At 55.0% G+C, this 22,200-nt stretch carries 18 protein-coding genes; 6 read left to right on the top strand and 12 right to left on the bottom strand.

What is annotated here, in order from left to right; all coding sequences use genetic code 11:
• Nucleotides 1-288: 288 nt before the first annotated feature.
• The 3 genes from KJS40_RS04305 to KJS40_RS04295 are packed head-to-tail and all read left to right on the top strand — an operon-like array spanning nt 289 to nt 3,065.
• Nucleotides 289-1,488 carry a caspase family protein gene (locus KJS40_RS04305; protein WP_213539195.1) on the top strand — a complete coding sequence of 400 codons (1,200 nt, stop codon included), beginning with the start codon at nt 289-291 and terminating at the stop codon, nt 1,486-1,488.
• Between the two features lie 23 nt (nt 1,489-1,511).
• The gene (locus KJS40_RS04300) at nt 1,512-2,804 is read left to right on the top strand and encodes a hypothetical protein (RefSeq protein ID WP_213539194.1); all 1,293 of its coding nucleotides are present in this window, start codon (nt 1,512-1,514) and stop codon (nt 2,802-2,804) included.
• A gap of 15 nt (nt 2,805-2,819) precedes the next feature.
• Nucleotides 2,820-3,065 carry a hypothetical protein gene (locus tag KJS40_RS04295; RefSeq protein ID WP_213539193.1) on the top strand — a complete coding sequence of 82 codons (246 nt, stop codon included), beginning with the start codon at nt 2,820-2,822 and terminating at the stop codon, nt 3,063-3,065.
• Between the two features lie 393 nt (nt 3,066-3,458).
• On the opposite strand, the gene KJS40_RS04290 is transcribed toward KJS40_RS04295, so the two are convergent.
• On the bottom strand, nt 3,459-4,154 hold the full coding sequence (locus tag KJS40_RS04290) for a hypothetical protein (protein WP_213539192.1): 696 nt from the start codon (nt 4,152-4,154) through the stop codon (nt 3,459-3,461).
• 188 nt (nt 4,155-4,342) lie between these two features.
• Nucleotides 4,343-5,454 (bottom strand): IS3 family transposase gene (locus KJS40_RS04285; protein ID WP_244859667.1). Its coding sequence is split into 2 segments (ribosomal slippage): nt 4,343-5,193 and nt 5,193-5,454, totalling 1,113 coding nucleotides; the frame shifts between segments, so codons are not numbered across the junction.
• Between the two features lie 464 nt (nt 5,455-5,918).
• Here KJS40_RS04285 and KJS40_RS04280 point away from each other — a divergent pair.
• From KJS40_RS04280 to KJS40_RS04270, 3 genes are read left to right on the top strand one after another with little or no spacing between them, the layout of a single operon-like run.
• The gene (locus KJS40_RS04280) at nt 5,919-6,632 is read left to right on the top strand and encodes an ABC transporter ATP-binding protein (RefSeq protein ID WP_213539191.1); all 714 of its coding nucleotides are present in this window, start codon (nt 5,919-5,921) and stop codon (nt 6,630-6,632) included.
• Entirely contained in the window at nt 6,613-9,180 is a 2,568-nt protein-coding gene (locus tag KJS40_RS04275; protein ID WP_213539190.1) for an ABC transporter permease, read from the top strand. Before KJS40_RS04280 ends, KJS40_RS04275 begins: the two co-directional genes overlap by 20 nt.
• Nucleotides 9,180-10,343, top strand: a complete 1,164-nt coding sequence (locus tag KJS40_RS04270) for a lipocalin-like domain-containing protein (RefSeq protein ID WP_244859692.1) — start codon at nt 9,180-9,182, stop codon at nt 10,341-10,343. Before KJS40_RS04275 ends, KJS40_RS04270 begins: the two co-directional genes overlap by 1 nt.
• 6 nt (nt 10,344-10,349) lie before the next feature.
• On the opposite strand, the gene KJS40_RS04265 is transcribed toward KJS40_RS04270, so the two are convergent.
• Genes KJS40_RS04265 through nuoE form a run of 10 tightly spaced genes read right to left on the bottom strand, consistent with a single transcriptional unit; the run spans nt 10,350 to nt 22,199 of the window.
• On the bottom strand, nt 10,350-11,813 hold the full coding sequence (locus KJS40_RS04265; RefSeq protein WP_213539189.1) for an NADH-quinone oxidoreductase subunit N: 1,464 nt from the start codon (nt 11,811-11,813) through the stop codon (nt 10,350-10,352).
• The gene (nuoM, locus tag KJS40_RS04260) at nt 11,810-13,312 is read right to left on the bottom strand and encodes an NADH-quinone oxidoreductase subunit M (RefSeq protein ID WP_213539188.1); all 1,503 of its coding nucleotides are present in this window, start codon (nt 13,310-13,312) and stop codon (nt 11,810-11,812) included. Before nuoM ends, KJS40_RS04265 begins: the two co-directional genes overlap by 4 nt.
• The gene (gene nuoL / locus KJS40_RS04255; protein WP_213539187.1) at nt 13,309-15,282 is read right to left on the bottom strand and encodes an NADH-quinone oxidoreductase subunit L; all 1,974 of its coding nucleotides are present in this window, start codon (nt 15,280-15,282) and stop codon (nt 13,309-13,311) included. Before nuoL ends, nuoM begins: the two co-directional genes overlap by 4 nt.
• Before the next feature lies 1 nt (nt 15,283).
• Nucleotides 15,284-15,592, bottom strand: coding sequence for an NADH-quinone oxidoreductase subunit NuoK (gene nuoK, locus KJS40_RS04250; RefSeq protein ID WP_025040708.1), 309 nt, complete (start codon nt 15,590-15,592; stop codon nt 15,284-15,286).
• 4 nt (nt 15,593-15,596) lie between these two features.
• Nucleotides 15,597-16,121 (bottom strand): NADH-quinone oxidoreductase subunit J, encoded by a 525-nt coding sequence (nuoJ, locus tag KJS40_RS04245; RefSeq protein WP_213539186.1) that lies wholly within the window; start codon nt 16,119-16,121, stop codon nt 15,597-15,599.
• Between the two features lie 33 nt (nt 16,122-16,154).
• The gene (gene nuoI / locus KJS40_RS04240; protein WP_213539185.1) at nt 16,155-16,670 is read right to left on the bottom strand and encodes an NADH-quinone oxidoreductase subunit NuoI; all 516 of its coding nucleotides are present in this window, start codon (nt 16,668-16,670) and stop codon (nt 16,155-16,157) included.
• Nucleotides 16,671-16,707: 37 nt separating this feature from the next.
• Entirely contained in the window at nt 16,708-17,664 is a 957-nt protein-coding gene (nuoH, locus tag KJS40_RS04235; RefSeq protein WP_244859691.1) for an NADH-quinone oxidoreductase subunit NuoH, read from the bottom strand.
• Nucleotides 17,661-20,417 (bottom strand): NADH-quinone oxidoreductase subunit NuoG, encoded by a 2,757-nt coding sequence (gene nuoG, locus KJS40_RS04230; RefSeq protein ID WP_213539183.1) that lies wholly within the window; start codon nt 20,415-20,417, stop codon nt 17,661-17,663. The genes nuoH and nuoG overlap by 4 nt, the downstream gene beginning before the upstream one ends.
• Before the next feature lie 2 nt (nt 20,418-20,419).
• Nucleotides 20,420-21,691: an NADH-quinone oxidoreductase subunit NuoF gene (nuoF, locus tag KJS40_RS04225; RefSeq protein WP_213539182.1), complete on the bottom strand. Its 1,272-nt coding sequence runs from the start codon at nt 21,689-21,691 to the stop codon at nt 20,420-20,422.
• Complete coding sequence (nuoE, locus tag KJS40_RS04220; protein WP_213539181.1) at nt 21,669-22,199, bottom strand: NADH-quinone oxidoreductase subunit NuoE; 531 nt, start codon at nt 22,197-22,199, stop codon at nt 21,669-21,671. The genes nuoF and nuoE overlap by 23 nt, the downstream gene beginning before the upstream one ends.
• Nucleotide 22,200 lies beyond the last annotated feature (1 nt).

Below are 22,200 nucleotides of genomic sequence, written 5' to 3'. Positions count from 1 at the left end.
ATGCCGATCTTGTGACCTCCTGTATCTGAGCTCGGATCCCCCGTAGCAATTTTTGATGGTTTTTCAAAAAAACCTCCTCCGTATAGTCAGTTCAATATTTGTTCCATTAGATCCTTTTTGCCTGTATTACACCAATTTTGGAAAAAAATAGAAAAATGAACTATAAAAGTTATTACTGTCGGCAAATCTCCTGTGGAAGGATATCTTCAAAATAAATCCAAAATTTGAAGTGCAAAGGGAGACCAAAGCAGTGAATCATATCCTTACATGATTGACTAGGAGAGAGCAATGGGCACAATCTATTGGGAGGACAAGTCTCTTAAAGATCCTGCGCTCTATGTCCTTCTCATTGGGGTTAGTAATTACCCATATGCGTCAAGCGGGAAAGCAGCAGTTACTGAAACATATGGGATAGGGCAGTTGTCAGCTCCAGTAAAGACAGTAAAGGATATTGCCGACTGGCTTATTGCCCATTCAAAAAATCTTTTCTTGCCCCTCAAATCGATTCATCTTCTTGCCTCGCCTTCTTCACTCGAAGTGAGCAACGATAATTCGCTAAAGCAACTCGCGCCCGCCACCCTCGAAAACGTGCAATCCGCATTGATAAATTGGCGAGACGCTTCATCTTTCTCGCCGGGGAACGGAACTCTTTTTTATTTTGGCGGCCATGGAATCCAACAAAGCCGGGGAGATTCTATTCTCCTCTTGGAGGATTTCTTGCGGGGACCTAGTGAGAACATACTTGAATATGCTGTAAATGTGAGCAATATTTACAATGGAATGGCGAATTTCGAGTCAATTCCAAATCTTCCAAAGACACAAATTTACTTTATTGATGCCTGTCGCGCTGATATTCAAAAATTGCGTGAATTTGAAACTCAGCAACCCTCATCGGTTTTTAGGATTGAAGCGGGTGGCATTGATGACAGGACTGCCCCAATATTCTTTGCTTCTGCTGCAGGCTATTCAACATATGGCATCAAGGGCCAGAGAACATTATTTGGGAAAGATCTTTTGGACTGTCTTGATGGCGCGGCAGGTGACAAAATTGCGCTGCTAAATGGTAAGCGGGGTTGGTACGTTACTGTAGGAACATTGGCTGAGGCAATGAGCAAACTAGTCAACTATCACAATGCGAATTCGAAAATAGGAGTACGTTCTCTCAATATTGACAAGTTAAATTCACTTTCAAGTGACCAACCCTTTTGCAAACTAACTGAGACTCCCTCCGTACGCTGTTTTCTGAATTTTGAGCCGGATGAAGCTGCCAAGTTTGCTTCTGTCAGATTCGATTCTCCGGGTGTGAATTCGTCGGGACGGATGAGCGGTCCTTTTGAGAATCCTTTTTTATGCTCGAAGCCCGCCGGCATCTATGCAATAGACGCGGCAGTGCCATCTACTATGAAACCAAGGTTACGCGACTTGCCGGAGGAATTAGTTAATGTACGAGGTCCTTTTTTTAATTACGCTTTGTCGTTTCACACCTGATCCGCCTTGTGAAAGAGAACAGAATGAGTGATATTCGTCAGATTCTGGGAAAAGTATTTGAAGCGGCAGGGAGCACGCCAGTCGAAATTCGTGAACCCGATTACACACTTGTAAGTCGGGGATCACTTGCAAATATCGGCGACATGGCACACTCCCTTCCGAGTGGAGAATACCTAACAAACATATCCTTACCTCTTGGTGTCAATATTATTCAACCAATTTCAATTACTGCGGATGGTTCAATTGATCTAGAGAAAATAGCTCACCGGGTAATTAGTACTATAGAGTCCTCGGAAAATTATAAGGCAATCATCGAGCACCCGCTCGTTACAGAGGTGGTCAAAAGTACTACCTTTGGGGCAATACTAGAGAATATTTCATATTCACATTTAAACACACCTGCTTCGTTCGGGTCCTTGCCAGCCGGATTAGAAATAGAATCAATGGGGCCGACCGAACAAGGGAAGGAGATCCCAGGGACCGTTAACGGAGCAACGACTATATGGATACGCGTCTTTAAGGATGCCTTTACAGAATCGCAATTTAATTCTTCCGATCCAAAACCGTTATTGACCTCAAGTAAAGGAGGAGTCTGCATTGAAAATCGAACTTCCTTAACCGCCACTCTCCAGTTGCTTCAAGTGCATGAGCCAGCGCTAAATATCATAATTCCATCTCAATCCAGCGTGGTTGTTTTGAAAAGTGTGGCAGGTGTGGGTCTTAATACTGTGACGGAATTGGGTGTTCCTGTAGTTGATGAGCTAATTAGGTTGAGAAGTGCGGGGCGTCTATCCGAGCTAATCGGAGTGGCAACTTCTTTGACCGAATCTGACATTATAAGTATTGCTGAGGTAAATGCGACAGCGGCTATTGCTACCGTCTATATTGTATTGCAGGTAAGTGAGCTCACTGCGATAAGAAAGATTATTGCTAGACTAGCGGAAACTGCTCCAGACACTGATACTTATGTTCTTCAGGCCGAATTAGCTGCAAGAGATGGTCAACATAAAGTGGCACTAGAACAATTTCTTTCTGCTGCTGAAATGGGTCTTCCTAAATTTAGTTTCGGGCTTTCCAAGTTAGTAGATCGACTTCGGTTTTACTTGGATGTAGAGGAAAGCAAAGATACGATCACGGGCGAAAAAGTTTTTTCCGCGCTCAAAAAGGCTCAGCCCTTCGCATCACGCTGTGACTTTAATCTCCTTTTCACCAATTATACCGGTCTGTCCCCGGCGCAACCTAACGAAGCGGTCTTGGACGGCGCGGCTATTGCCGCGACAGGAGCCGCGCCTTACTCCATTTTTAACCTTCCATGAAAAGAGGAAAAAATAATGCCTAGTACAGAAGAAACAAAGCAAATCCAAGAACTCACAGAGCTGATAAAGAAATCTGAAGTCTCTAAAGCTGAGGCTATGGGAGTAGATTTCTGCGGCATCTGGCCGAGCGCAAGAACCGCATTAACTGCATTGAAGGGAATTCTTGGAGCCATACCGGGCGTAAGTGTGTTCGCTGGGTCCGCAATTTCCATCGTTATTGCGGCGGGAGATGCTGCATCAAATGCAATGTGTAAAAAATAATAGGAAAAAGTGCTGCTGGGAATTCTCTCTCTACTGGGGGTCGCCTCAGAATTCGGCATTTAAAGTACGTTAACATTTTACAAGATATTGATTACTATAATTTTTTACTGGCTATAAAATTAAATCAAAAATTATTACCAACTAAGCTTTGTAAGTTACTGTAATCATTTACTTTATGATTTGTTAGCGTACGATTTTTTCCGAATTCTGTGTGCTTCCCTGTATATAAATCGCCAGCTTACACTCATTCCTACGTCAGCACTTGATCTTGAGCCGCCTCTAAATATCGTGGAAACTACCGCCGTTAGCCTGCTGCATTTGCTCCTCCTTGCAATGCTTTAGGCTTAACCAAACCGGGGAAAGTCCAATGTGTCCGTGCGCTGTAATGGCAGGTTATGTGGAACCATCGGCTTCAGGGAGCTTTTGGGTTGTCTCGTCAACCGACACGATATGCGGTTGCCCGACTCCTGGGATAGGTACAGGGGTATTCGTTAGGCGCAGAATCTCTAAAGCTATCTGGTCGGTGTTGTCTAGGCCAGAAAAGAACAGAGACAGCTTTAGCTTGAGGGCGTTTCGCATTTGCGCGCTATCGATCGTCTCACAGAGCTTTAAGGATTCCTCCAACTTCCTATCGGACCGGAGCTTGTCGAAGAAATCCGACATAAGCTGACGCGCCTTGTGTGACTGATAAAAGAATAGACCTGATACCACATCGATAATAGTGCCAGCCACGACGCCAAGGTATCCGGACTTGTCGGAATACGCGAAGACGGATGTGGCGATAAGAATGAAACCGATAGACGCGAAAGCCAAACTAAACCAGAAGCTAATTCGCGACTGATTTATGCTCTGTTGATGGTAGTCATCAAACTTGTTTACGTCGTATGTAAGCTGCCGCTGAAGTTCGGAGGGCGTAATCGCTACTGCTGGGTGCGGCGCTTCGTGAATCTCTGGCTTTTTTGTAATCTCACGGAACAACCCCTTTCGATATGCGATCACCGCCATGAAGACAGTCATTATCAGTGCGAAGAGTGGCGCCACAACCTCCCTGACGATGAAAGCGATCCATTGAATATCATACCTATTCATAAGCTCCCTCCGCCACATAACAGTTAATCAAGAGTCCTCTATGGGTCTAGACATTTATTAATCGAGACGACTGTCATGTGATCCTATCCTTGACGATTTTTACTATTCTTTTTTAACCATCTATCCGGTTGTTAGGTTATAAAAAAAGGAGGTAGGCGACAGATGTATTATTGACCTGCTCTCGTTTTTTATAGCCAATTCGAAAGTGAGCCTTCGGGTTCGAGTACTATAGTTGACGACCGTTCCCGACCTGCTTCAGCCGGGGTTCGATTGCCAAGTGAAGAATGGGGACGCTCGTTGTTGTAGAACTGCCGCCATTTCTCGATCAATATCTTTGCCTCGTGTCGCGTTATGAACCATTCGCGATTCAGGCATTCGTCTCGCAGCTTGCCGTTGAAGCTTTCCACAAATCCGTTCTGCCAAGGGCTGCCCGGTTTGATGTAAGCCGGTCCAACATTCTGGTCTCGCAGCCATTTCATTACTGCTGTGGCGGTAAATTCCGCTCCATTGTCTGATCGAATAAATGCTGGTTTCCCGTACAGTCGCATTAACCGCGACAGGGTCAGAATCACATCCTGGCTGCGCAAGGATTTCCCGACCTCGATTGCAAGGCATTCACGCGTATGCTCATCCAACACACATAACAGCTTGAGTGGATTTCCATTAGCCAGACGATCATGCACGAAATCGTACGACCAGACATTATTTGGCCGGGTTGCACCAGGAATGCGTATGTCAGTGCCACAGCGCCGCTTCCTGGGCCGCCGTTTGGGCAAATTCAGTCCCAGTCTATTCCACAGTCGCCATACGCGGCTAGCACTTTGGCACGTCATCACAGCAATGCGCCGATAACCAAACCGCGGATATCGGCTCGATGCCTCAACCAATGAAGCAGTTAGTATTCGATCCTTGTCAGGTTGCTTGAGTTCGTAGCTGCCAACCTGTCGGCTCACCCCGGTCATACGGCAGGCCGCACGCTCCGATAAACCTTTATTCTTCAGCAGGGCCAGCGCTTCGCGCCGCGCTACCGGGGTTACCATTTTTTTGCTGCAATTTCCTTCAAGCCTTCGATTGCCAACACCTGCTCGGCAACAATCTTCTTCAGTTTGGCATTCTCCGACTCCAGATCCTTAAGCTTGCGTGCATCTGACACAGTCATCCCACCATATTTGTTCCGCCAGCGGAAAAACGTCTGTTCCGTAATATTGTGCTTGCGGCAAATGTCGCGGATGACTGCTCCATCTGCTTCGCCTTCACGCAAAATACCAATGATCTGCTCTTCACTAAATCGCTTCTTCATGTTCGCCTCCATGTCAAAATTAACATGAAGGCTCACTCCGTGGGTGGCTACAATATTCTTAGCAGATCACCTCAACCATGATTATTGATAGCACACTGCGTTAACACCAGTGCCGAATACATCGTCGGCTTCTATAACAGCGCGTACGATTGCACTCAAAACTAGGCTATCTGCCACCCCCCAGTTTCTGCTAAAGAATTTTGGCAAAGGAAAAAAGCACCATCCATGTGTTCGGTAAGCAAACTGAGCCGTATTTGGAGACGAATGCTCGGAACGTAGCTAGAGAAAGCCGGTTTTATGATTTTCAGTTCGAAGTACAATAGGGCTTTCTTCCAAATGAACAGCTTCATGCAATTTCCATTTCCTGCCTTCTATCCTGCCTGCTGTGCGGATACGACGCAGCCATCGTTACGGTATATGGCTGCGTACCGCTCCATCCGGCAAGCCGGCGGTTAAAGTCCATCATGCTGGAACTGCGCCATATCGGAAAAGCCTATGCGAGCGGACTGCGGGTGTTAGCCGATTTATCCTATATTCTCGATGCCGGCGAGTATGTGGCGATCATGGGCGAGTCCGGAGTCGGCAAATCAACACTGTTGAACCTGATCGCCGGTTTGGATGCCCCGGACTCGGGCGAGGTACTTATCGACGGCATCGCCATGTCTTCATTGGATGACGATGCGGCAACACGGTTGCGACGCAAGGAACTCGGCTTCATTTTTCAGGCTTTTCACATCCTGCCGCATTTGACGCTGAGCCAGAACGTCGCCCTGCCCTTGCTGCTGAATGGTATCCAGGCTAAAGAGGCCACGGAACGAGCCGGGCAAATGCTGCTCGCTGTTGGCTTGAGCGGCAGAGGAGAACACTTCTCGCGCCAACTGTCCGGTGGCGAGTTGCAGCGCGTTGCAATCGCCCGGGCGCTGGTCCACCGCCCGAAGCTGATCCTGGCGGATGAACCCACGGGCAACCTCGACCCGGATACGGCACACGACATCCTCACGCTGATGCGCGCCGAAATCAAGGCGAATGGCGCCTCCGGCATTATTGTTACCCACTCGCACGCAGCGGCGGCAACCGCAGACCGCGTGCTGGTGCTGACAAAAGATGGATTGCATCCATTAAACCCGGAAAGTTCGGCAGCTTCACATCAAAGCAGAGATGGCGAAGCTGACGCATAGCGGCGCGCTGTCCCGCTGGTTGTTGTGGGGCGAATGGCGGGCCCACCGGTCGCAAGCCGCAGTCGCCGTCACCGCAATCGCGATAGGGGTGGCGCTTGGGTTTGCGATACATCTGATCAACGCGGCCGCCTTCAATGAATTTTCGGCCGCCGCCAGAAGTCTTTCCGGTCAATCCGACCTTCAGGTGCGCGGCGCACAAGCCACCTTCGACGAATCACTGTTCCCGGTTCTGGCGGAACACGATGGTGTCGAACTCGCCAATCCGGTGTTGGAGCTCGATGTCGCCATTCCCGGCAATCGCGACGAAAACAAGGGCGCCACCCTGAAAATTCTCGGGCTGGATATTTTTCGCGCCTCGATCATGACGCCGGACCTGATCGGCATCCCGGCTGAAGACAAGCTTTTCGATATCCTGGCGGACGACGCCATCTTCCTGTCTCCTGCTGCAATGGAATGGCTGGGCGTAAAATTGGGCGATCCACTGCAATTACGCGTGGGAACCCAAGCTATCACACTACGGGTTGCCGGCGGTTTGACGCGAGCCCGCGCAGGACAACGGATCGGCGTGATGGATATTGGCGCGGCGCAATGGCGCTTCCAGCGCATCGGCCAGTTATCGCGCATCGAATTGAAACTGGTGCCGGGTATCGGTCATGCCGCATTCAAGGCAGCGCTTGAACAGGAACTGGAGCTGCGCGGGCACTTTCTTGTTATGGAACCTGCAGATCAGGAAACCCGCGTTGCCAACATGTCGCGCGCTTATCGCGTCAATCTGAACATGCTCGCCATGGTGGCGCTGTTCACCGGCACATTCCTGGTATTTTCGACCCAGGCGCTTTCGGTCGTTCGGCGGCGCCACCAATTCGCTTTGTTGCGTGTGCTCGGACTGACGCGGCGGCAACTGCTGGGTCAAATTTTGCTTGAGGGGGGTTCCCTTGGCATCGTTGGTTCGCTGTTGGGTCTCGCCTTGGGTTACGTAGCGGCCGCTACCGCGTTGCATGTTTTTGGCGGAGACCTGGGAAGCGGGTTTTTTTCCGGGGTGAAACCGAGCGTGCATTTTGACCCGGTGGTAGCGACGGTCCTTTTTTTTCTGGGACTCAGCACCACCTTGCTGGGTAGCGCCGCGCCCGCCTGGGAAGCAGCAACTGCCAAGCCGGCGCCGGCGCTGAAATCCGGTAGCGAAGACGCCGCACTCTCGAAGCTGGCCACGTCCTGGCCTGCCCTGGTATGTCTGGCGTTGGCGGGTGTGCTCACGCAGTTGCCCCCAATCTTCGAGTTGCCGATCTTCGGCTATCTTGCGGTGGTGCTGTTACTGATAGGCGGCATTGCGCTCATGCCGCGTCTGTCAGCATTGATTTTCTCCGCTGTATTTTCCGCGATAAGCAAACGCACATCCCAAGCCATGCCGTTATTGGCGCTGGCCCGGCTGACCAATGCCCCCAATCAGGCCTCCATCGCGCTGGGTGGCGTCCTGGCCAGCTTTACGCTGATGGTATCGATGGCAATCATGGTTGCCAGTTTTCGTATTTCGGTCGATGACTGGTTGAAACATATCCTGCCTGCCCAGTTATACGTAAAGACAGCGACGAGCGGAGATACGCGCGGTCTTACTCCAGATGAGATGGCGACGCTCGCGGCCACGCCCGGTATCTCTCGTGTGGACTTTTTTCGCTCATCGCAACTGACGCTCGATCCACGCCGGCCCAGCATCGCGCTGATTGCCCGGCCCATTGACGCAGCCGATCCCGGCAACACGCTGCCGATGACGGGCGAAGTGGTCGCACCCGCCTTGCTGCCCAAGGATGCGATACCGATCTGGGTATCTGAAGCAATGGTTGATCTATACGGCTATACGCCAGGCACACGGGTAACGCTGCCAATAGCGACCCCTCCCCCCGTTTTCGTCGTTGCCGGGGTATGGCGCGATTATGGGCGGCAATTCGGCGCGATACAGATGCGGCTGGCGGATTATCAGGCGCTGTCCGGGGACAAAAAAGTAAATGATGCCGCGCTTTGGCTGCAAGAAGGCGTTACACCTGAGCAGGCGATTGCATCGATGAAGCGCTTGCCGTTCGGCGATGCGCTGGAATTCTCCGAACCCGGCGAGATACACGCGTCCAGCCTGAAATTTTTCGACCGAAGCTTTGCGGTAACCTACCTGCTGGAAATGGTTGCGATCGTCATAGGACTGCTCGGGGTCGCAGCAAGTTTTTCGGCGCAAGCTTTAGCACGCGGCAAGGAATTCGGCATGCTGCGCCACATCGGCGCGACCCGCCGCCAGATCCTGGCGATGCTGGCAGTAGAAGGCGGCCTGGTGACTGTGCTGGGCATTGTGCTCGGCTTCGCGCTTGGCGGTTGCATCAGCCTCATTCTCGTCTTCATTGTCAATCCTCAATCATTCCACTGGACCATGCAGTTGAGCCTGCCATGGAGAGGATTGCTGGCGGTAGCTTTCGTATTAACGGCATCGGCCGCTTTGACCGCGCTGCTGTCGGGCCGCCACGCGGTATCAGGCAATGCAATACGTGCAGTAAGGGAGGATTGGTGATGGAAATTTTGAAATGCAGCACTGCCCATATCGATTCTTCCCGCAAACGGAAATACCGGCTTTTCGGCATCACGAAAGGGTCGGTGCGGATACTGAACATGGTCGTTACGCTATTCATTGCCGGGTTCCTGGCTACACCCGCCTCCGCTGAGCCACCCAGATTTTCCCAGGTTGTCCCGGGCGTGCCCCTCGTCTTTCCGCAGGATTTCGGGTCTCACCCCGACTTCCGCAACGAGTGGTGGTATGTCACAGGCTGGCTGGAAACACCAGACAAAAAACCGCTTGGCTTCCAGATCACGTTTTTCCGTGTGGCAACCGAGCACAACCGGGCCAATCCGAGCCGCTTTGCTCCCAAACAACTCATCATCGCACACGCGGCGTTATCGGATCCTGCGGTAGGTAAACTGTTGCATGACCAGAAAAGCGCGCGCGAGGGCCTCGGCCTGGCTTATACCAAAGAAGGCGATACGGATGTGAAGCTGGGCGATTGGTACATGTTGCGCGAGGAAAATGGCCGCTACCAGACGACTATAAAGGCACTCGACTTCATGCTGCGCTTCTCGCTGACACCCACGCAAAAGCCAATGCTGCAGGATGACAACGGCTTTTCACACAAAGGGCCGCTACCGGAACAAGCCAGTTATTATTATAGTGAACCGCAGCTGCAAGTGACGGGAACCGTCACTCACAACGACAAGGAGATGGCTGTCAAGGGTATTGCCTGGCTCGACCATGAGTGGTCTACAGCCTATCTCGATCCCAGCGCCGAGGGATGGGATTGGGTAGGCGCCAACCTCGACGACGGCTCTTCCCTGATGGCATTTCTGATTCGCGGAAAAGACGGTCGTAAAGTATGGGCATACGCCGGAATCCGCGATGCTTCCGGCCACTTTACGCAGTTCGCGCCGGAACAGGTGAGCTTTCAGCCGCAGCGTACCTGGCGCTCCCCGCATACCGATGCTGTTTATCCGGTAGAAATGCGAATTCAAACCGGCTCGACCGTATGGCTGCTTACGCCACTGCAAGACGACCAGGAGCTCGACTCCCGGCAATCGACGGGTGCGGTTTATTGGGAAGGCGCGGTCACGGTAAGCCGCGATGGGAAACCTGCGGGCCGCGGCTATTTTGAAATGACCGGGTATGTAGAATCGCTGAAGCTATGAGTATAATCAGGTCAGATGAATGGCCGTTGTTTCAAGCATACGGATGAGCGGATCTGGATAAACGCCCAACCATATCAGAAGTAATGCGAGCACCGTGAGTGTGAAACTTTCCGCCAACGAAGCCTTCACCTTGGGCGCAGCCATTTGCCCAGTTGCTGCCTCGGGGCCTTGCGCGCACATGACTGCAATGATGCGCAAATAATAATACAGCCCGATCGCGCTGCCAACCGCCAGAACGATGACCAGCAGCCACAAGGATTCACCGATGGCGGCTGCAAGCACGTAGAACTTGCCGATGAACCCCATTGTCAGCGGAATACCTGCAAGTGACAGCAGCATGGCGGTAAGTACGCCCGCGAGCCAAGGCCTGCGCCAGAACAAACCCGCATAATCGGTAAGCATATCGCTGTCCTGTTCCGGCGTCCCCCTGGACAATACCGTAACAACGCCGAAAGCACCCAGCATCATAATGAAATAAGCAGCCAGGTAGTATGCCACTGCCTCGACCGCCATCGCGCCGAACGCCAGGAACCCGACCAGCAGATAGCCAAGCTGTGCGATAGATGAATAGGCAAGAATTCGCTTGATATTATCCTGGCGCAAGGCGAGCAGGTTTCCTGCCAATATCGTAACGATTGCGACGAGGCTCAACGCCATCACGACCGATTGCGACTGGTGTGCGTCTGCCACGACGAAATAACGTAGCAGCATAGCAAGCATGGCGCCTTTCGAAACCGTTGCAATGAACGCGGATATCGGCGCAGGCGCGCCTTCATACACGTCTGGCGTCCACATATGGAATGGCACCAGCGCGAGCTTGAATCCGGCGCCGACCAGGATCAGCGCAAGCCCGGCAAGTCCATAAGCGTCGAGCCCTTGCGCAAAGACGGCAGGCATGGCGCCAATCTGTGCGAACTGCATCGTACCCAGTTGCGCATAGATCAACGCCATGCCGAACAGCAGGAATGCCGAGGAAAAGCCTGCCAGAATCAGGTATTTAATGCCTGCCTCGAGCGGACGCTCGGCGCTTCGCGGATAGGCTATCAGCGCGAAAAGCGAAACACTGAGCAACTCCAACCCGAGCAGGAGTGAGGCGAAGTGGCTGCTCGCGACCAGTACCGCGCCACCCAGCGCAGCCAGCAGCAGCAGGATGTAAAGTGCCTCATGGCGGCTTTCCCGCCCACCGAAATAACGGTAGCACAACACCGTGACGACAAAGGTCGCAGCAAAGATGAGGCCTATGTAGAACAGCGCGTAGTTATCCATGATCAGTAGCGAGGTAACCTGGCGCGGCCCGAAGCTCGCCGCCAAAGGCAACGCCGCAAGGGAGATGATCAGTCCAAGCAGCGTCAGCACCATCACCGGCTGCGAGCGGCGATAAAAACCGGCGACGAGCATCACTGATACCGCACTCACCGCAACGATGATGAGCGGTAGCAAGACTAGCAGATCGGAGCGCGTCAGGATCATTCGGCACCCAAGTGATATTGCCCGGCTGCAATATTCGGCAGAACATCGATGGCGAGCGCTGCCGTATCAAGCACCGGCTGCGGGTACAGCCCCAGCCATAGGGTAATGGCCGCCATCGAATACAAGGTCGCCATTTCCCGGCCTGACAGATCATGTAGTTGCCAACCATGCGGATTCTCGCCATGAAAAGTCTTCTGCACCAGCGCAAGCGCATACACGACACTGGCGACAAATGCTATGGCCGCGACGGAAGCCAGCACGCTGCTGGCACGGTATAATCCCATCAGTATCAGGAATTCTCCGACGAAATTACCCATTCCCGGCAGCCCAAGCACGGCAATGGCAAAAAACAATCCCATTGCCGCCAGGCGCGGCATGACGCTCCACAGGCCTTCAAAGCGGCGCATATCGCGTGTGTGGGTCCGCTCCTGCAAAATGCCTGCGATTACAAACAGTGCTCCCGTACTGATGCCGTGCGCGATCATTTGCATCACGGCCCCCCCAAGCGACCAGGGATTCCAACCGAATATCCCGAGCACCGCAAAACCCAGGTGACTCACGCTGGTGTAGGCCACGAGGCGCTTGAAATCCGTCTGGGCGAACGCCAGGAAAGCGCCATAGACAACTCCGGTTGCTCCCAACGTCATCGCCACTGGCGCAAAATACCCCGCCGCCTCGGGAAATAGCGGAACAACGAAGCGCAATAGCCCATAGGCTCCGGTTTTCAGCAGCACCCCTGCAAGAATCACGCTTCCTGCTGTCGGCGCCTCGGTATGTGCGTCCGGCAGCCAGGTGTGAAATGGCACGATGGGCGCCTTGACTGCGAACGCAATGAAAAAGCCGAGCATGATCCACAGCTCGGTGGAGGGAGACATGGCCGTATTCAACAGCTCGAAATAATCGAATGTCAGGACTCCAGTGCTGCGGAAGTGGACGAATACCAACGCAAGAATTGCCACCAGCATGAGCAGACCGCTCCCCTCGGCGAAAATGAAGAACTTGATCGATGCATAATGCCGCTTCTCATGGCCCCAGATCGCAATCATGAAATACATCGGCACCAGCATCAGCTCCCAGAAGAAGAAAAACAGGAACAGGTCCAGCGCAAGGAATACACCGACCGCCCCTGCCAGAGTCCATAGCAGGTTGAAGTAAAAGAACCCGGCACGCTCCTGGATTTCCATCCAGGAACATGCCACCGATACCACCCCCAGAAAAGCGGTCAGCACGACCAGGACGAGGCTTATTCCATCCATGGCCAGATGAAAGCTCACTCCGAAACGCGGAATCCACTCCGCCCTGATCTCGGCAAGCCACCCTCCGTGAGCGGGAAGAGCCATAGCGCTGGCAGACTGCAGCCAAAGCCATATCGTCAATGCGAGCTCGATGCCCGCCGTAGCCAGCGCAACCCACTTCGCAGAGCCTTGGCGCCAGCGTTCAGCCACCCATGACAGTAAACCGCCAGCCGCGAGGATGAAAATTAATGCGGAGAGAATCATGCGAATATCCCGATGAATATAATACCGATCGACCCGGCGGCAATCGCCGCCGCGTAGCGGCGTACCTGTCCGCTTTGCGTTGCACTCAAGGCGCGGTAGAGAAACAGACAAAGCTCGGCCAGGCCGCTGTAGATATTGTCGATCACGTCGTGCCGATCGATCTTCTGGAGCCACCTGAGCGTGCATGAAATCGCCATGCGGTAGATATTGTCGATCACGTCATGCCGGTCGGCGTACGCAAGCCAGAGATAGGGCCGGACGAACAGGAACTGATAAAAACGATCGAAACCCCAGCCAAAATGCCAGAACTTCCGGATTCTTGCCAATGCCGGGATCAGCATCAGTCCGTGGAGAAAAGCGGGATATCTCAGAAACAACAGGTACGCCAACCCGATACTGCCAAGAGAGGCAGCAATTGCGAGCAACTCCAGAATGGTTTCGTCATTTTTACCGTCATGAACGACCTGAGCCGGCGGCAAGGCATGCTGAACAAAGCTGGAAAACAGCGTTAAATTGCCGAGAAAAGGTGGAGTTTCAATCCATCCACCGACTAGAGAGAATGCGGCAAGAACTATAAGCGGTATAGTTATGCGCGGCCCTGGCTGTCTGGTTTCGGGAGGCGTCGCAGTCCTCGCTTCGCCAAAAAAGACGAGAAACACCACGCGAAAGATATAGAGGCCGGTCAGTATTGCACCTGCCCATCCCGCGGCCCATAACCATGGCCTCCCTCCTGCTGACGACCAGGCCTGCCAAAGAATCAGGTCCTTGCTGTAGAAGCCCGCAGTAACGATTGGCAGCGCCGCGAGCGATGCGCTGCCAATCAGAAAAGTCCAGAATGCAACGGGAAGTTTTTTCCTCAACCCACCCATCCGGAAAATATCATGTTCCTCATGCAGGCTCTTGATGACCACACCTGCGCTCAGGAACAGCAGAGCCTTGAAGAAGGCGTGAGTCATCAGGTGAAAAATGGCTGCCGACCAGGCGCCCACCCCTAGCGCGAGGAACATATAGCCGATCTGGCTGATGGTCGAATACGCGAGCACGCGCTTGATGTCTTTTTGGGCAAGTGCACTGAACCCCGCCAGCAGCAGGGTAAGGGCGCCTATTACTGCAACCGCCAGTTGTACGGGTGGCGCAAGAGAAAAGAGCACATGCGTGCGGGCGATCAGATATACACCTGCCGTTACCATCGTCGCAGCATGGATCAGCGCGCTCACCGGCGTGGGGCCGGCCATTGCGTCAGGCAGCCAGGTCTGTAGCGGGAGCTGAGCAGATTTGCCCACCGCACCGGCAAGCAGAAGCGCCGCAGCGAGAATAGCGAGCTCCGACCCCTCCGGCCACTGTTGGTCGGCACGCTGCATCAGCGGCTGGATATCAAGGGTTCCCAGATGGGTAAACAGCAGAAAAAGGCCGATCGCCATAGCGGTATCGCCGACCCGCGTAACGATGAACGCCTTGCGCGCGGCACGCCCGTTGCCAGGATCTCGATACCAGAATCCGATCAGCAGATAGCTACAAAGCCCCACCCCTTCCCAGCCAAGGTAAAGAAACAGCAGATTGTCGGCAAGAACCAGGATACACATCGAGCCGACAAAGAGATTCATATAGGCGAAAAAGCGCGCATAGCCGTCATCGCCAATCATGAATTCCGTCGAATAAAGGTGGATCAGGAAACTGATGACGGTCACAACCAGGACCATTACCAGTGATAACGCGTCGAGATAAAAGCCGATCCCTGGCGAGAAACCGGCCACAGCAATCCAGGTCCATGCTTCCTGCCGAAAGAAAAAACCCGGCGGTGGCGCAGCGATGAAGTCTATCCCGATCAGGATGGCGATGAGTGCCGAGAGAGCCACCGAGCTCGTCCCAATTACCGCAATACTGCGATGCCCCAGATATCTTCCGCTGAGCGCCAGCACCAGGAAACCGGCCAGAGGCAGCGTGGGAATAAGCCAGAGCAGGGACAGCATGTTATCCCCGCATCTTGCTCACCGCATCGGCATCCAGGGTCTGGAAGCGGCGATGGAGCAACAGCAGCAGTGCGAGGCCGACCGAGACTTCCACCGCTGCCACCGCGAGGATGAAGATGAGCATCACCTGGCCATCGGCCTGCTCCCATCGCGCACCGGCAACCACGAAGGCAAGCCCGGCCGCATTGAGCATGATCTCGATCGACATCAGGATGAAAATCAGGTTGCGCCGCACCAAGACACCGATCACCCCCAATGCGAACAGGATTGCCGCCAGCATCAGCCCGTGATGCATGGGGATCGCGGCAATGGCCTCAGCCGTTCTCATGGTCACGCCCGTTCCCGCGCCGGCCTTCGTACCATCCCAGATGACACGCTCCTACCAATCCTGCCAGCAGCAGCAGTGAAGCCAGTTCAACCCCCAGAAGATAGGGACCGAAAAGGATGATGCCGACCGCCTTCGCGTCCACCACGGCAGCGCTGGCGGGCGTGCTGCCGTCTTGCATGAGGATATAAATCAGCTCGGCCAGCAGCAGCGCCGCCAGGACAGCGGGTCCCGCCCACATGCCGGGGTTCAGCCAGTCTCTCTCTTTTGCCGCGGCCGTTTTGCCGAGGTTGAGCATCATCATGACAAACACGAACAGCACCATGATCGCACCTGCGTAAATGATGACTTCCAGCGCGGCCGCAAAGGGTGCGCCCAGCACATAGAATACGATTGCCACGGCAAGCAGGGAAACGATCAGGTAGAGCAGCGCATGCACGGCGCTCAAGCGGACGATGACCATCAGCGTGGCCGCAATGGCGATGGCCCCGGAAAGATAAAATGTGAATTCCATGGTGCCTCCGTACTTCCCATTCTGTTTTCGGAATCAGGGCAGCAGGCGATGGAGATCCACGGGGGGCGCCTCGTTCTCGGCCTCGCCCTTGTCCTTGTCCCTGATCGCAAGGCCCGCCACCCGGTAGAAGTTATAGCCGGGGTATTTTCCAGTGCCATCGATCAACAGATCCTCTTTTTCGTACACCAGGTTTTTCCGGTCGTATTCGCCCATTTCAAAATCCGGGGTAAGCTGGATTGCATCGGTGGGACACGCTTCCTCGCAGTAGCCGCAGAAAATGCAGCGTGAAAAATTGATGCGGAAAAATGACGGGTAACGCCGGCCATATTCATCTTCCGTGGCCTGGAGTGCGATGCAGTCCACCGGACACGCCGCGGCGCAGAGATAGCAAGCCACACAACGTTCTTCTCCGTCAGGGTCGCGGCTCAGGATGATGCGCCCGCGCCAACGTGGCGGAATAACAGGCTTTTCGTCCGGGTACTGGATTGTTACCCGGCGCCGGAACATGTGCAGAAGGATCGTCCACATCGTTTTCAGAGAATTCCACATGTCATTTTTCTCCTCAAGTCACAATCCACCGGCACTCTCATGATTCCCATGCCAATACGATCGCCCCCGTGACCAGCAGATTGACCAGGGTGAGGGGCAACATCACTTTCCAGCCATAGGCCATCAATTGGTCGTAGCGGGGCCGCGGCAATGACGCTCGCAAAAGAATGAAGAAACCGATGACAATGAAGGTTTTAAGCAGAAACCACATCAATGGAGACAATAGCGGCCCCAGCCAGCCGCCAAAGAACAGTGTCACCATCATCGCCGAAATGAGAATGACGCCGACGTATTCGCCGATAAAAAACAGCCCGAACTTCATGCTGGAGTATTCGGTGTGGAAACCGGCGACCAACTCGTTCTCCGCCTCTGGGAGATCGAAAGGCAGCCGGCGCGCTTCGGCAATGCCGGCAACGGTAAAGGTGATGAACCCGAGGATCTGCGGAATGCAAAACCACAGGTCTTCCTGCGCCGCGACAATATCGCGCAGATTGAACGAGCCGGTCAGCATGACCACGCCCATCAGCGAGAGCCCCATGAAGACCTCGTAGCTCAGCATCTGTGCTGCTGCCCGGAACCCGCCCAGCAACGAGTATTTGTTATTCGAGGCCCATCCGCCCAGAACAATGCTGTAAACCCCCAGCGAGGACATGGCGAGGAAAAATAATAAGCCAATGTTCAGATCGACTACGCCGATGCCCGGCGCAACGGGCACAACGGCGAACGCAAGCAGCGTGGTGATGGCGATGATTACCGGCGCCAGCACGAACAGGGTTTTTTCAGCAAACGGCGGCACCCAGTCTTCCTTGGCGAGGAGCTTGATCGCATCGGCGACGATCTGCAGCAGACCGAACGGTCCGACCCGGTTCGGCCCATAGCGGTCCTGCCAGACGCCGAGCAGGCGACGCTCGATCCAGGACAACAGCGCCGCGAAACTGAACACAACGGCCAGAATCAGGATCACGTTCGACCAGGCGAGCGCCAGTTCGCTCATGGTGGAGTCTCCTTCCCCATCCTTGTCACCTTGCCCCATGCCGGCACGATGATTCCAGCCAATGGCAGCAAACCGACGGGGATGCCGGCGGAGCCGCGCTGCAACCCGGGCTCCAACCGCACCGGCAGCCTATACTTCTGGCCGGGATTCCGTTGTAACTGCAGTTGCGAGTCGTCTCCGGCGGCAAGGCCGAGCTCCGCTGCATCGCCTGGATTGAGGGCAAGGTATGGCTTTGCGGCAAGTTCTGCCAGCGCAGGCGCAAGCGCACTCAACTCCTCTGTGCCGAAGATATGACGAAGCGGCACGACCAGCCATTCGCCCGCGCGCCGCTCAAATGCTGACGGTATGTTAGTAAAGTACTCGACTTTTCCGGCCGGTAGCGGCTCGATCAGACGCACACCCGGATCCCCGCCGGTGAGCGCCCCCCCCACCTCGTCCTGGAATTTGTTGAGTGCCTGTACCGAATTCCAGCCGGGTGCCCAAAAACGCGGATTGAGCGCCGGAGGAGGATGGTTCGGATATCCTTCCATCGAGAATGAGAGTGGTGCATCCGGATCTTCGGGTGGCTCGGGTTCATGCACGTCGATGTTCGCCAGCATGGCGGTGCGCCCGCTGTAACGGTGTGGCTGGCGGGGGACCTTCTGGCCGCCAATACGAAAATTTGCCGTCGGCGCAGCTCGCAAAATAGGTTGTAATCCTGGAATTGAAGCAGCGCAGGCGGCAGTCACCTGGTCCAGGTTCAGCCAGGAATCGCCCTTATCAGCCCCGGCTGCCGTTATGAGGTCTTGCGCCCAACGCCAGCTTTCCTGGATATCGCCCTGGGGGACGAACACCTGAAAGAAGCGCTGCGCCCGGCCTTCATTATTCACCAGCGTGCCGTCCGCCTCGGCGAAAGTACCGGCTGGCAACACCATGTCTGCCCCCGCGCTGGTCGCATGGCTGATGTGGTCGATGACCACAACGTTCCTTGCGGCCGCAAGGAACTGATCGACCGCTGCAGCGTCAGCGCGGTGGTAAAGATCATTTTCCAGGATAATAACGGTGTCGGCGGCAACCCCCGTATATGCAACGGTGCCGAGCACTGTCTCGAACGCCAGTTCAAGACTGGCGCCGCCGATCATTGCCGCGCCCAGACTGTTGCATTCGGGAACCGCGAAGCAAAGCTCCGCTGGATGCCCCGTATTGCATAGCGCCCACGCCACGCTGGCTGCCGCCTCCAGGACGGCCGCACTGGCGCAACCCATGCCGGAAACGACGAGTGGACGCTCCGCGGCCTTTAGCACTTTTGCGATGGTATCGGCCGCCGTCCGCATCGTATCCGGTAAGTCCGGTACCGGCGGCGCCCTCGAATCGAGCGCATGCGCCACCGCGAACCCGAGACGGGCCAAATCGTCGGGTACCCCGCGAAACGTCTGCGTAGCAACATCGTCGAGCCTGGTGGCGGCGATGGCGGCGACAAATAGCGGTCCCCGCTCCTGCTGCACTGCCGCACGCACCGCATGGTCGTTCCAGTGTGGAATATGCATCTTCTCGGCAATCTTCTGCGCCTGGCGACGAATCGACTGGCGTAGCGCAAGCGCCAGTAGCGGCGCGGTATTGGTTACATCTTCGCCCAGCACCAGAACGGCGTCGGCAAGCTCCACCTCGTGCAATGATGGCGAACGCGCTGGACCTTGCCCCAGAATATCCAGCATGGAAGCGAGTAGACGACCATCCTGTTCGGAAACGCCGGCATAAAACCGTTCGGGCCCAACCAGCGTGCGTAACGCAAAATTGGCTTCGATCGAGGCGCGCGGAGACCCGATACCAATTGTTCGGGTTCCGTTGGCCACCAGCCCGGCCAGAAATTGTATGGCTTCGCCTTTGCTGATGGACTGAAAGGGTGCGCTTCGGGTTTTCCGCAGAGCCGGACACCGGATACGCTGTTCGCTATTGACGAAGTCGTACCCGTAACGTCCGCGGTCGCATAGAAAATAGCCGTTGACCGCGCCGTTGAAACGATTGTGAATTCGACGCAATGTGCCGTAGCGCTCGCCGGGAATCGTGTTGCAGCCCAACCCGCAGTGCACACATACTGAAGGCGCGGTCTGAAAATCCCACTTGCGCGTGTAATGCTGCTTCAGGGACTTGTCGGTAAAAACACCGGTGGGGCAGACCTCCACCAGATTCCCGCTGAACTCGCTTTCGAGAGTACCGTCCTGATGACGGCCAAAGTAGACCCGGTTGCCAAGCACCAGCGCATCGAAATCACGTCCGCCGGCATAGTCGCGGTAGAAGCGTGTGCAGCGGTAGCACTGGATGCAGCGGTTCATCTCGTGGTTAACGAGAGGACCGAGGTCCTGGTTGTGAAAGGTACGCTTCCGGCCGCGATAACGGCGGTAAGTATGCCCCGTCATCACCGTCATGTCCTGCAGATGGCATTCGCCGCCCTCATCGCACACCGGGCAGTCGTGTGGGTGGTTGACCATCAGCCATTCGATTATGCTTGCACGGAATTCCCGCGCCTCGGGATCCTCGATCGAGATGCGGGCACCGTCTGTGGCTGGCGTCATGCAGGCCATGACAATCTTGCCGTGCTTGTCCTCTTCGTTCTTGAACTGCTTGATGGCGCATTGCCGACACGCGCCTACCGAGCCTAATGCGGGGTGCCAGCAGAAATATGGAAGGTTGAACCCCAGTGAAAGACATTGTTGCAGCAGGTTTTCTCCGTCCTTTACCGAATAGGGTCGATTATCGATGTGAATCGTCGCCATCTTCATTTCCAAGGACACCGCTTCTCGTGGATGTGCCAATCGAAATCATCCGCGAAATACTTGAGGCCGCTTTGCAGTGGTTCCGCGGCGCCGGGTGCCAGTGCGCAAAACGTATGCCCCGGGCCCAGCAGGCGCGCATGAGATTGGAGCCGCTCCAGGTCCGAGGCTTGCCCTTTGCCATCTTCCAGGCCTTTCAGTATCTGTTCCACCCATGACAGCCCAGACCAGCAAGGCGTGCACCAGCCGCACGATTCCTGCGCAAAGAAGTGTTCCAGATTGTGCAACATGCCGACAGGGCAGGTCTTGTCGTCGAGGATAATCATGGTGCCGGTGCCAAGGCGGCTACCCGCCGCCTGCATCGAGTCAAAATCCATCGCCACATCAAGGTGGTCGGTGATCATGAAATCAGTCGATGCACCGCCCGGCAGGAGACCACGAAACTTGTATCCATCCCGCATGCCGCCAGCGTGCTCTTCCAGAATTTCGCGGATGGGCGTGCCCATCGGCAATTCCCACAGTCCCGGTTTATTCACTCTTCCGCTCACGCCATACAGCTTGGTGCCGCCATCCGAGCAACGGCTCAGGCTCTTGAACCATGCCGCGCCGTGGTTCACGATATGCGGTACGCAGCATAGCGTTTCGACATTGTCGACGACGGTGGGCTTGCCCCACAGGCCACTTACCTGGGGATAGGGAGGCTTGGCTCTTGGATTGGCGCGCTTGCCCTCGAGTGCGTTCAGCAACGCGGTCTCTTCCCCGCACATGTAGCGCCCGGCGCTGACGTGGAGGTGAAGCTCCAGGCTATACCCCGAACCGGCAATATTCCTGCCCAGGTAGCCCTGGCGGTAGGCCTCGGCGATTGCCTGCTCCAGCCGCTGCGCCGCCAGCTTGTAAGCCCAGCGCAGGAAAATGTAGCTGACATCGGCCTGAACCGCATACGCACTTACGATCATGCCTTCCAATAGCTGGTGCGGGTCGCCTTCGAGCAACAGGCGGTCCTTGAATGTGCCGGGTTCCATCTCGTCCGCATTGCAGATGAGATATTTTGGATGGGGCGCGTCGTCTCCCATTGGCACGAAACTCCATTTCTGCGCCGTAGGAAAACCTGCACCGCCGCGTCCACGCAGGTTTGCCTCCTTCACTACCGCCATCACCTCGCCGGGCGCCATGCGCAACGCCTTGCGCAGCGCCGCGTAACCGCCCGCTTTTTCATACTGCGCGAGATCGGGCGGCATTTTTCCCAGCGCGATGTTACGAGTCAGCGGTGTTTCCATCAGGCGGCTCTCTTTTTTCCTTTTTTTCTTCCCGTATTTCGTTCATCTGATATTTCGCCAGGATTTCATCGATCCCGGCAGGGTCCAGGTCTTGATAATGCGCGCTGTCTATCATCATCGCCGGCGCATGGTCGCAGGCACCAAGGCATACATTCGGCAACAGGGTGAAACAGCCATCGGCGGTGGTCTCGCCCAGCCCGATACCCAACCGTGCATGCAAATGTTCACGCAGCCCGTCGTAACCCATGATCCAGCAACTCACGCTGTCGCACAGCAAAATCACATGCCTGCCCACCGGTTTCCGAAAAATCATGTTGTAGAAGGTCGCGACACCCTCTAATTCCGCCGCAGCCATTTGCAGGGCTTCAGCCACGTCCGCAATGCCCTCGTCCGACACCCAGCCCCGGTGCGCCTGCACGATCTTGAGTGCTTCGATACACAGCGCCCGATTGTTCGGGTAGTGGTGCGACTGTGCCGCTATTTCGTGTCTTTCCTGCTCGCTCAGCATA

It is taken from the genome of Nitrosospira sp. NRS527 (assembly GCF_018406445.1).
GTDB classification, from domain to species: Bacteria; Pseudomonadota; Gammaproteobacteria; order Burkholderiales; family Nitrosomonadaceae; genus Nitrosospira; species Nitrosospira briensis.
This window is presented reverse-complemented; position numbering and strand designations above follow the sequence as displayed.

What these genes read in the sequence shown, in the direction of transcription:
- KJS40_RS04300 (WP_213539194.1), top strand. Translation starts at nt 1,512, where the DNA reads ATGAGTGATATTCGTCAGATTCTGGGAAAAGTATTTGAAGCGGCAGGG.
- nuoM (WP_213539188.1), bottom strand. Translation starts at nt 13,312, where the DNA reads ATGATTCTCTCCGCATTAATTTTCATCCTCGCGGCTGGCGGTTTACTG.
- nuoI (WP_213539185.1), bottom strand. Translation starts at nt 16,670, where the DNA reads ATGTGGAATTCTCTGAAAACGATGTGGACGATCCTTCTGCACATGTTC.
- nuoE (WP_213539181.1), bottom strand. Translation starts at nt 22,199, where the DNA reads ATGCTGAGCGAGCAGGAAAGACACGAAATAGCGGCACAGTCGCACCAC.
- nuoJ (WP_213539186.1), bottom strand. Translation starts at nt 16,121, where the DNA reads ATGGAATTCACATTTTATCTTTCCGGGGCCATCGCCATTGCGGCCACG.
- nuoG (WP_213539183.1), bottom strand. Translation starts at nt 20,417, where the DNA reads ATGGCGACGATTCACATCGATAATCGACCCTATTCGGTAAAGGACGGA.
- nuoH (WP_244859691.1), bottom strand. Translation starts at nt 17,664, where the DNA reads ATGAGCGAACTGGCGCTCGCCTGGTCGAACGTGATCCTGATTCTGGCC.
- KJS40_RS04270 (WP_244859692.1), top strand. Translation starts at nt 9,180, where the DNA reads ATGGAAATTTTGAAATGCAGCACTGCCCATATCGATTCTTCCCGCAAA.
- KJS40_RS04275 (WP_213539190.1), top strand. Translation starts at nt 6,613, where the DNA reads ATGGCGAAGCTGACGCATAGCGGCGCGCTGTCCCGCTGGTTGTTGTGG.
- KJS40_RS04290 (WP_213539192.1), bottom strand. Translation starts at nt 4,154, where the DNA reads ATGAATAGGTATGATATTCAATGGATCGCTTTCATCGTCAGGGAGGTT.
- KJS40_RS04295 (WP_213539193.1), top strand. Translation starts at nt 2,820, where the DNA reads ATGCCTAGTACAGAAGAAACAAAGCAAATCCAAGAACTCACAGAGCTG.
- KJS40_RS04305 (WP_213539195.1), top strand. Translation starts at nt 289, where the DNA reads ATGGGCACAATCTATTGGGAGGACAAGTCTCTTAAAGATCCTGCGCTC.
- nuoF (WP_213539182.1), bottom strand. Translation starts at nt 21,691, where the DNA reads ATGGAAACACCGCTGACTCGTAACATCGCGCTGGGAAAAATGCCGCCC.
- KJS40_RS04265 (WP_213539189.1), bottom strand. Translation starts at nt 11,813, where the DNA reads ATGATCCTGACGCGCTCCGATCTGCTAGTCTTGCTACCGCTCATCATC.
- KJS40_RS04280 (WP_213539191.1), top strand. Translation starts at nt 5,919, where the DNA reads ATGCTGGAACTGCGCCATATCGGAAAAGCCTATGCGAGCGGACTGCGG.
- nuoL (WP_213539187.1), bottom strand. Translation starts at nt 15,282, where the DNA reads ATGCTGTCCCTGCTCTGGCTTATTCCCACGCTGCCTCTGGCCGGTTTC.